The organism is Ruegeria sp. AB10 (genome assembly GCF_056542745.1).
This window is the reverse complement of record NZ_JBQGAI010000011.1, coordinates 95,877-105,990: the sequence shown is the minus strand read 5'-3', so window position 1 is coordinate 105,990 and position 10,114 is coordinate 95,877. Positions and strand designations below refer to the sequence as shown.

The following is a 10,114-nucleotide window of genomic DNA, read 5'->3' as shown; positions in this document are numbered from 1 at the left end:
CAAATACTGGTCCCCCGTCAACCGCGTCGACAACGCATACGGAGACCGAAACCTCGTCTGCACATGCCCTCCAATGGACGCATACAAAGACGCAGCAGAGTAAAAAAACACCCCCGCCGGGAAACCGGCGGGGGACGACCCCAAGAATGGCAGGTGGAGGAACGATGAAACATTATGTCCTCGGAAACGACCAAGCACGGCCGGCCAACAGAGCGTTTGAACGAACGCGGTATATCGACGTTTTTCTGAATGATACCAAGGCAAAAGCGTCGGCTGAAATGATTGCCGAGTTTTTCGACGCTTTGAACGATCTGGTCGAAGACCACATCTACGTCGTGAATGTCCGCACTGCTGCGGCAGGCGCTGCGGGCGACCCTCTGCATTGGGCGGGTCGTACGGCGATATTCTGGGGGGACATCCACAAAGCCTGGCCTTGCGGCGCGGCAGACAAAGCCCGGATATCGCAGATTTTGAACCTGGCGTCGCGGTCCATACTGGTCGGCGGGGCGGTGCTGTTGTTGGCACAGACCGGGCGGGCCGGTGAAACAACCGCCGCCATCCACCCGAACTTTGCGGCAGCGGCACAGGAAATCGGCCTTGCTGACTGCCAAACAGGCACGCATAGATCCCCCGACAACCGCGTGCACAGCGCCGCGACCAAGCTGAGCGCGCTGCGGCTGTTGGCCGACTGCGTGGCGCTGGATCACGGCGAGCATCTGGCCGATACCCTGCGCGGCTATATCGGCCTGACCGAGCCGGACCGTACCTGTTCCAGCCAGCTTGCCGCCCGCCTGATCCAACGGTCCGGAGCCGATCCTATGGTGCGGCAGGCGATCGGAGCAATGCTGGAAAATGTTGAAGATCCGTTGAAGATCTCAGATCTGTCTCAGACTGTTGGCGCATCCACCCGCCAGCTGCAGCGGCGGTTTCTGGGCAAGACAGGCGTCAAGCTTCTGATCACGTATCGAGAGCTTCGGCTGGAGCGTGCCCACAGCCTGCTGCGACACACCAACATGCCGCAATCCGAGATTGCCACGGCCACCGGATTTTCATCCGCCGCTGCCTTGGGACGGGCGTTTCGGGCGCAGTATAACCTGACCACGACAGACGTCCGAAACCGGCGGTTTGCCGGGGAATTATCGGATCGCCGACCTCGTTAGGGCACAAGGCGGTTTTCTGCATGTCTGCACGAAATCTGCACAACTGGTGCGGATTATCTGCAGGCCGCGCGTTCACGCTTGGGGAAACCCGAGCAGGAGAACGACATGCCCAAAGAACTCATCATCCGTGGATTGCCCCGGTCGCTTGCCCATGACGGCTGGTGGCTGGCCAGCGAAAGCGGCCCATCGATTGACCAGGTGCCCCCTTCGGCACCACCGGGCAACATACTGGACCATATCCACCGATTTCCCCGATTTGCCGCATTGATCCTTCTTGTTCTGCTGGGGGATTTTCTGTTCTGGGGATACTGTCCCGGGCTTTCGTTGGCCCTCTTTGTATGGGGTATCTTTGCGGCGGTCAGTTTCGAAAGCCCGCTCCGCAACAAACAGTGGACCTCTGCCGGAGTGCTGCTGCTGGCCACCCTGCCGGTTCTGGAACATGTGCAGCTTCTGTCGCTGATCTTCCTCACCGTCGGGCTGCTTTGTGCTGTGGTCCTGCTGCGCATACCGACCGAGATCAAGACACGCGAAAGCCTGCCATGGCTGGCAAACGCTGTCCTGAGTCTGATCAAGCGTCTTCCGACCGCCGGTATCGTGACCTTAACGGCCCACATCCGGGACTGGCGCACTCGGGCCGCCTCTCACAGCTCTTCCAGCGGAACTTCGGTACGCACGTTCCTCCGCAACTGGGCGTTTCCGCTGGGCGGCGTAATGGTCCTCAGCGCCCTGCTGATCAGCGCGAACCCCGTGCTTGAACATATGCTGGTACGAGTGTTTCGGGTGGATTTCGATCTGTTCGTACTGCTGCGACGTGCAATGTTCTGGATCGGACTGGCCCTTTTGATCTGGCCGGTCCTGACCGCCCCCGCTCCGGACGAGGCGACCGCGCTGACCTTACCCGGCTGGAATGTTCCGCGTTTTCTGAATGCCGGGTCGGTCTTTCGAGCGCTGGTTCTGTTCAACCTCATGCTGGTCCTGCAAAGCGTACTGGATTTCTCGATCCTGTTCGGCGGCGCGTCCCTGCCCGACGGGATGAGCTATGCCACCTATGCACACCGCGGCGCCTACCCTCTGCTGGCGACCGCCTTGCTGGCCGGAGGTTTTGCGCTGGCGGCGCGTCCGTTTTCGGAACAAAACCCGGCCTTGAAATCCCTGCTGCTGCTGTGGCTGGCGCAAAACGTGCTGCTGACCCTGTCGGCCGCGTTCCGGCTGGACCTGTATATCGACTCCTATGGCCTGACCTATCTGCGCGTTTATGCGGTTATCTGGATGGGGCTGGTCGCAATCGGTCTGGCGATGGTGGCATGGCAGGTGCAGCGGGGCCGGTCCTCGGCGTGGTTGATGCTGCGGGTCGCCGCTCTGGGCGCGGGGACGCTCTATACCTGCGCATTCATCAATTTCGCAGCCCTGATTGCAACGGATACACTCTCGCGTGCGTCGGACTCGGACAACACGAGCCCTACAGACTGGCTCTATCTGTGCAGCCTTGGGCATACCGCGGCCAAAACGATATCGACGCAGGTGGCGCTGCAACCGATCCCGCATATCCCGGACTGGGCGCAAAGTTGTGTGCATCCCGACCCAACCAATCCGAACTGGCGCGAATGGGACTTTCGCACCGCGCGCGTGAATGGCTATCTTGCAGCAAACACGCAAAGCGAGGCGCAATGAAAATCCTGTTGGTTGACGATGACCCCCGCCTGCGCGAGCTGGTAAGTCTGGCGCTGGAGCGGGCGGGATTTCAGGTGGTCACCGCCAGCGACGGCCAGATCGCGGTGACCCACGCCACCCGCGAAGCACCGGACCTGATCGTGCTGGATATCGGCCTGCCCGAGATGGACGGGTTCGAGGTCTGCCGCCGCATCCGCGCCCGGTCCGAGGTGCCAATCTTGTTCCTGACCGCACGGGATGATGAGATTGACCGGATACTGGGTCTGGAAATGGGTGCCGATGATTACGTCACCAAACCCTTCAGCCCGCGAGAGCTTGTGGCGCGGGTGCGGGCAATCCTGAAACGCTCGGCCGGGCAGCGTCCTAACGCGATCCTGAGCCATGGTCGGATCACGCTGGACCCCGGCGCGCATATTTGCAGGCTGGATGAGGCCACGGTGCCGCTGACCGCGACCGAGTTCACCTTGCTGGCCACGCTGATCGAGCGTCCCAGCCAGGTACACAGCCGGGCGCAGCTGATACAGGCGGTCTGGGGCGCACTGTCTCAGGTTTCGGACCGCACGTTGGACAGCCACCTCAGAAACCTGCGGGGCAAGCTGGCGCAGGCGGGCTGCTCGGGCGTGATCGAAACCGTGCACGGCGTCGGCATCCGCATTCAGGGCGCCGCGCAATGAGGCGCAAGTGGCGTCCGGGCCTTGGGTTCGTACTGGGTGGAGCCCTGTGCGGCACATTACTGCTGTCGCTGACCGGGCTGGTGGCGTTTCGCTATCTGGGGCCGGAGCTGGGCTATCGGAATGCCGCCGTTTTACTGGCACTGATCATAACCGCTGCCACCGCTGTTCTGGGCTGGCTGCTGGTCCGGCTGTTGCTACGGCCGATCTTTGCGCTGGAACGGTTTGCCACTCAGGTCGTTCGGCACCCCGCCGACCCCCTGTCGCCGCCTGCGCGGTTCGGCACCCGTGAACTTGGCACAACCGCCCAAAGCGTCATCGACATGGCCGAAACCCTGCGCAACCGCGAGACAACGATCCGCAGTTTCTCGGACCATGTCACGCATGAGCTGAAAACCCCCGTGGCGACCCTCCGCGCAGCGACGGAACTGCTGCGCGATGACGAATCCCTCTCGACCGAGAACCTGCGTCTGGTCGATCAGATCGCCAGTGCGGGCGTGCAGATGGAGCATCAGATCGACGCCATGCGGCAGGTCGCCCGCGCGCGCGAGTCGCGTCATGACGGGGTGACCTCGTTGAACGAGTTACAGGACGGGCTGAGCAGCGACTTCCCCGGCCTCGACCTGCGGATCGACGGTGGTGATGTGACCATCCCGATTGGCCCCAAAGGTCTGCAAGTCGTGCTGCGGCAACTGCTGAGCAACGCGTCGGAGCATGGCGCGCAGGTCGTGAAACTGTCCGCCGCGCCAGACGAGACGCAGATTGCCCTGACGGTGTGCGATGATGGGCAAGGCATCTCTGCCGGAAACGCGGCCCGCGTGTTTGACCCGTTTTTCACCACGAAACGCGATCAGGGCGGGACCGGCATGGGGCTGGCCATCGTCCGCAACACGCTGCGCGCGCATGGCGGAGATATTGCCCTGCTGCCCGCCACCAACGGCGCGGCCTTTTCGATCTGGTTCGAGCTCAGATAGGCCGGGGCCGTTTTGCGCCCTAACTCCGGCGGCCTCGCATCTGTTCCGCGTTCAGCACGATGGGGAATTCATCGCGCACCCGTGCGTCCTCGGCCCCGAAATAGTTGGGGAAATGCGCGCCCAGAATAGCCTGCGCCTTGTCGTGCGCACGCTGCAACAGATCGACCTTGCCCCCGCTCTCCCACGTATCGGTGCGTTCGCGGTCCATAAGCTGAGGGTATAGGAATTCCGAGTTCATAAAGCTCAGCGTATGCGGGTTGCCCAGAAAATGACCCGGGTCGATGGCGCATTTGTGGATCACGTCAACGGCCATGGTTTCGTCGGTCACCTCGATGCCGCGCAGGGACCGCAGGATCATGCCGCCAGCCTCATCGTCGATGACCATGCTTTCGAAACTGCACCCCATCAGACTGCCCAGCATACCACCGAACTCGCACACCCGATTGGCCCCGGCATGGGCGGCCAGCGAAAAGGTCAGCGCCTTTTCCAACCCATATTGCGCATCGGGTAGCTTGGCGTCGGTCATTCCCGCCCCGACCGAGGTCGGCAGGCCGTAGAAATTGCCCATCTGTACGGCGGCGGCCCCGATCAAGGCCTGCTCGCCGCCGCCACCGGTAAACGACCCGCTGCGCAGATCGGTGATGAAGGGCCAGGCCGCAAAGCTGACCGGGCAGCCCGGTGTGATCAGGTTGGCAATGGCGACGCAGGCCAGTGTTTCCGCCACCGCCTGAACCAGCGTTCCGGCCAGTGTCGCGGGTGCGGTGGCCCCGGCCTGCGGCGGGACGGCCAGATCGACGGTCAGGCCCAGCTTGGCAGTGTCGATCAGGATCTCCATATTCTCGCGCCCTATGCGCAGGGGCGACACGATCGGACAGCCCCCAAACACCACCGAAGGCTTTTTCAGAAACGACCCCTCACCGCCCGAGGCCAGATCGAACATGCGGATGGCCTGCGGAATGTGGCTGCGGTTCCGGAAGGCCAGACAGGCCGGTTTCTGGCTGGCCGACAGCATGGCGTAGATCATGTTCATGTCATGGGTGAAATCGTCGGTCACATCGGTGGCCAGCACCGTGGCCCCCAGCATGTGGATATTGTCCAGCTTATCGACCAGCCGGGTGAAATCGTAGATATCGCACAGCGTGGACGGGCGATAGGATTTGGTCTGCGCGTCAAAAGTTGTGACGGCGGTGCCGGAGTTGGCGAAATACACGCTTTGCGCCGTGCAGTGCATATCATCCTTGCCCGCGCGTTCACCCCGCGCGTGGACATAGTATTCCCGCGCGGCGTTGGACAGCAAATCTTCGGTCAGCGCGCGCGGAAAGCACAGGCGGTTGTGGTCGCTCAGAACCGCGCCTTTCGGCAGCACCAGATCCAGTAGTTCCGGGAACGGATCGGCAAGTCCCGTTTGCTCCAGCACGGTCAGGGCAGCGTGATGGATGGCCTGCATATCGGCCTGAGACAGAGGGCGATAGCGGCCACCGGGCAGCCCGCCGTGAACCGCCTCGTTTCCGGTGCTGGTCTGCTGTTGCGCGATGCGTGCCGCGCGGCCGCCGCCGCGACGGCGGGTTTTGGGAGCAATGGTCTGGGTCATGGTGCCTCCTCTCGCAGATCGGTGATTTCCCGGCGGAACCAGTCCTGTTCGGCAGCCTCCTTGGGCCGCTCAAAGTCACGCGCGGCACGGTGGCCGTCGAATACCGCATCGGCAATCAGGCCCGGCGCGGCGGCATCCCCGATCAGTTCAAGCGTTTTCAGCCCCTTGCCCCGCAATTGATCAAAAAGGGTGGTGTTGCGCTGCCGTTCGGTCACCAGCACGGTCGCCGCACATTCAACCCGCGACACCCGCCCTGAATAGACGCAGGCCGTGGTCACACAGTCGGGTGCAATGCGGCCCAATGTTTGGTTGCAGCGAATATCCACGCCCAGTTCGATCAGCCGCGCCTGAATGCGGTGTTGCTCCAACGTATAGGCCGAGAAACTCGACACCGTGCTTTCCGGGGTCACGAAGACAACCTCGCATCCCAGCTGCACCAGCTTTTCGGCGATCACTCCGGCCAGATAGATATGGTCATCGTCATAGACCACCACCCGGCCCTCGGGCTCGGACCCGGCCATGATGTAGTCAGGCGTGTAGACAAAAGCCGACGGGTCGATCAGCGGCGGTGCGCGGCGCGTATTGCGCCCCATGCCGTCGGCACGCCATGCGGCTCCGGTTGCCAGAAACACATGTTCGATGCCCAGTTCGATCACCTGATCCGCATCCAGCGCGCTTTCCGCGAACATCTGCACATTGGCGCGCTGGTGCAGGTCGTTCAGCCGGTAATCGGCCACCCGGCCCCAGGCGGCCAGCCCCGGCAACCGGCTTTCCCGCAACACCCGCCCGCCAAAGTCCATCGCGCCTTCAGCCAGAGTGACCTCGTATCCGCGCCGCGCCAGTTGCATGGCGCATTCCAGCCCGGCGGGGCCACTACCGACGACCAGTGTCTGTGTCGCCTGCCCCCGGGCGGCGATGCGTTCGGGATGCCAGCCGCGCCGCCATTCCTCGCCGATGGTCGGGTTCTGCGTGCAGCGGATCGGAATGCCCAAACCGTCCGAGGCGGCACAGATGTTGCAGCCGATGCATTCGCGGATTTCATCAATGCGGCCCTCTTCGATCTTGCGCGGGATGAAAGGGTCGGCGATCGACGGGCGGGCCGCGCCGATCAGGTCCACGATCCCCTTGCGCAGCATCGACAGCATCATGTCCGGCGAGGTCAGCCGCCCGACCCCCACAACCGGCTTGTCGGTCACCTGTTTGACGTAAGACAGATAGTCATTCTGATATCCGTCCTGCGGCTGGAACCGGGTGGTCGCGGAATCATTGGCCCAGTCCGAGACGTTCACGTCCCAGATATCCGGCAGATCGGCCAGCAGTTCGACCACGGCCCGGCCTTCCTCGGCCGCCTGCATCCCGTCGGGGCCGAGCATCTCATCTATGCCGAACCGGAAGGCCACGGCACAGGCGTCACCCACGGCATCGCGGGTGTCTTCCAGCAGTTCACGGGTCAGGCGCACACGGTTTTCAAGCGATCCGCCATATTCGTCGCTGCGCGTATTCAGATGGGGCAACATGAACTGCTGGGCCAGAGTCATCCCGTGGCCAGCATAAACGTAGATGATATCGAAGCCGGCCTCTTTGGCGCGCAGGGCCGTCTCACGATGCCAGCGCCGCAGCGCGCGAATATCGGCCTTGTCCAGCGCCCTACCCTGTTTCGGCTGGCAGGCAGAGACCGCCATGTCCGAGGGCGCAAGTACCGGCGCGCGGGACAGCAGGTTGGTTGCATGTCTGCCGTTGTGGACCAGTTGAACAGCCGCCAAGGCACCATGTTCATGCACCGCGTCGGTCATCAGCCGCAGCGCGGGGATATCGCGGGCATCCCACAGACGCCCCTCGGCAAAGGGGGCCAGGTCCGAGGTCGGGTGGATCTCGGTCTCTTGCGTGGAAACGACGCCCCAGCCGCCTTCGGCCTTCATCCCACGCAGGGCGGCCTCGGCCCGGGGGCGCACATGGCCCAGCCCAGTGCAATGGGGAACCTGATAGAAGCGGTTCTTCGCAGTAACGGGCCCCAGGCGAATGGGCTCAAAAAGTGGTGCGTAACTTTGAACGTCCGCCATGACGCGCCCCTTTCCTACGTTTCTCCGGGAATGCCCGAGACCTCCGATCCTTTCGCCCCGCATGGGGCAGTCCATGCAAAGTTACGCAATCTTCATGAAGCGCGCCCCGGCGGATAGATTAAGAAAACCTCAGACGGGCTTAACGTTCCGAGGGGCTTTCATCATCGCGCGCACGCCGCAGGTCGTTGATCATGGCCTTGGCCAGCGCGACACACATCAGCAGCAGGACGACACTGAAGGGCAGCGCGCCGATGATCATCGAATTGGTCAGCGCCTCAAGCCCTCCGCCGCCCGCAATCAACAATGTCCCGATCACCAGTGTCAGCAGGCCGCCCCACAGGATGCGATGCGTGACCCCGGTTTCCTCGGCCCCGCCGGACATGATCGTGTTCATCACCAGAATTCCGGAATCCGCCGAGGTCACCAGAAAGGTCATCGTCAGCACCACGCACATAAAGCTGACGATCACCAGCATATGGCCCGAGATCATCTGGCTGAGGGTCACGAACAATGTGGCCGTGGTCGAGGCCGACAGGATCGCGCCATTGGCGTCTCCGTTCAGTTCAAGATCAATGGCCGAACCGCCCAGAATGGTCATCCACGCGAAACAGACCAGCGACGGCGCGATCACTGCGCCCAGGATGAACTCGCGCACCGTGCGCCCGCGTGAGATGCGCGCCAGAAAAAGCCCGACAAAAGGGGAAAAGGCGATCCACCATGCCCAGTAGAACGTGGTCCAACCCGATTGCCAGCCGAACAACCGCCCCGGTGTTCCGGCCTCATAAGCGGCATGTTTCGCGGTGTCAGGCAAGGCGGCTGTTTCACCGCTCAGCCCGGCCAGAAAACTGTCGCGCGTGCCCCAAGCGTCGGTTGCAGCGGGAAACAGTTCGGCCACGAAAGGGGCGGCCTCGGGGGGCAGGGCCGAGGCAAACTCGGCCTCGGACATCGGGCCATAGGCCTGCAGGCTGAGCGGGACGAAATTGATGATGTAATCCACCAATGCCTGCCCATAGGTCGTCAGTGCAAAGGCAAATGAGCCAAAGACGATAAACACCGCCAGCAGGACCAGCGACAGGATCAGATTGAGGTTCGACAGGTATTTCACCCCGCGCCCCACACCCGAGACCGCCGACAGGGTCGACATCACCATCACAGTCGCAAGCGCCACGATCAGACCTGCGGTGGAGGGTTTCATCACCCCGTCCATCAACCAGTCCGCGCTGGTGATCAGAAACGCCCCATCCACCAGCTGCGACACCCCGTAGCCGATGGTCACTGCCACCCCGAGGATCGTGGCCACAACGCCCAGAATGTCGATCACATGCCCCGCCACACCGTTGGAATATTCCCCCAGCAAAGGCGTCAGCGCGGTGCGGATCGTCAACGGCATATCGCGAGTATAGGCGTAATAGGCCAGGCTCAGCCCCGTCACCACATAGATCGCCCAGGCGTGAAACCCGGTGTGCAGGAACGTGTATCGATAGGCCCCCGTGATCGCCTCTTGGCTTTTGGCTTCGACCTCGCCCGAAACGGTCAGCGGATTGGTTTCCCACAGGCCCAGCGGTTCGGCGGTGGCATAGACCATCAGGCCGACACCCAGCCCTGCCCCGAACATCATCGAAAACCATGAGAAGTTGGTGAATTCCGGCCGTTCGTCATCACCCCCCAACCGCATCCGACCGGTTGCCGGAATGATCGCTATGACGATCAGAAAAAAGGCAAACAGTGCGACCGACAGATCGTAGAAAATGTTGAACTCGCTCAGCAGCCCCGATTTCCACGACCGCAGGGTGTCATTGGCGCTGAGCGGCCAGACCAGCGCCCAAAGCACCAGCAGCGACACGGCGATCTTGCTGACCAGCGCAATCGGCAGGTTGTAGCCCTTGTAAAACCCGCTGTCTTGCCGTTCGATTTTCAGGTCCGTAAAGGGGTCTTGCAGCGACATCTTGCTTGGGCCCGCCTCGGTTCCGGTGCCGTTCAGCATCCG

The 10,114-nt window shown here is 62.5% G+C and carries 7 protein-coding genes; 4 read left to right on the top strand and 3 right to left on the bottom strand.

What is annotated here, in order from left to right:
* Positions 1–164: 164 nt before the first annotated feature.
* The 4 genes from ACR0NT_RS17125 to ACR0NT_RS17110 all read left to right on the top strand — a co-directional run bounded on the left by ACR0NT_RS17125 (position 165) and on the right by ACR0NT_RS17110 (position 4,476).
* Positions 165–1,160, top strand: a complete 996-nt coding sequence (locus ACR0NT_RS17125; RefSeq protein ID WP_170447774.1) for a helix-turn-helix domain-containing protein — start codon at positions 165–167, stop codon at positions 1,158–1,160.
* Between the two features lie 105 nt (positions 1,161–1,265).
* Positions 1,266–2,831 carry a DUF4153 domain-containing protein gene (locus ACR0NT_RS17120; RefSeq protein ID WP_170674633.1) on the top strand — a complete coding sequence of 522 codons (1,566 nt, stop codon included), beginning with the start codon at positions 1,266–1,268 and terminating at the stop codon, positions 2,829–2,831.
* The gene (locus ACR0NT_RS17115) at positions 2,828–3,505 is read left to right on the top strand and encodes a response regulator transcription factor (protein WP_170674631.1); all 678 of its coding nucleotides are present in this window, start codon (positions 2,828–2,830) and stop codon (positions 3,503–3,505) included. The genes ACR0NT_RS17120 and ACR0NT_RS17115 overlap by 4 nt, the downstream gene beginning before the upstream one ends.
* Positions 3,502–4,476 (top strand): sensor histidine kinase, encoded by a 975-nt coding sequence (locus ACR0NT_RS17110; protein WP_170674628.1) that lies wholly within the window; start codon positions 3,502–3,504, stop codon positions 4,474–4,476. The genes ACR0NT_RS17115 and ACR0NT_RS17110 overlap by 4 nt, the downstream gene beginning before the upstream one ends.
* A gap of 19 nt (positions 4,477–4,495) precedes the next feature.
* On the opposite strand, the gene ACR0NT_RS17105 is transcribed toward ACR0NT_RS17110, so the two are convergent.
* The 3 genes from ACR0NT_RS17105 to ACR0NT_RS17095 all read right to left on the bottom strand — a co-directional run bounded on the left by ACR0NT_RS17105 (position 4,496) and on the right by ACR0NT_RS17095 (position 10,072).
* Positions 4,496–6,067, bottom strand: a complete 1,572-nt coding sequence (locus ACR0NT_RS17105) for a trimethylamine methyltransferase family protein (RefSeq protein ID WP_170674626.1) — start codon at positions 6,065–6,067, stop codon at positions 4,496–4,498.
* Complete coding sequence (locus tag ACR0NT_RS17100) at positions 6,064–8,127, bottom strand: oxidoreductase (protein WP_170674621.1); 2,064 nt, start codon at positions 8,125–8,127, stop codon at positions 6,064–6,066. The genes ACR0NT_RS17105 and ACR0NT_RS17100 overlap by 4 nt, the downstream gene beginning before the upstream one ends.
* A 139-nt stretch (positions 8,128–8,266) precedes the next feature.
* A complete protein-coding gene (locus tag ACR0NT_RS17095; RefSeq protein ID WP_170447781.1) occupies positions 8,267–10,072 on the bottom strand; it encodes a BCCT family transporter in 1,806 nt (601 codons plus the stop codon).
* Positions 10,073–10,114: the final 42 nt, after the last annotated feature.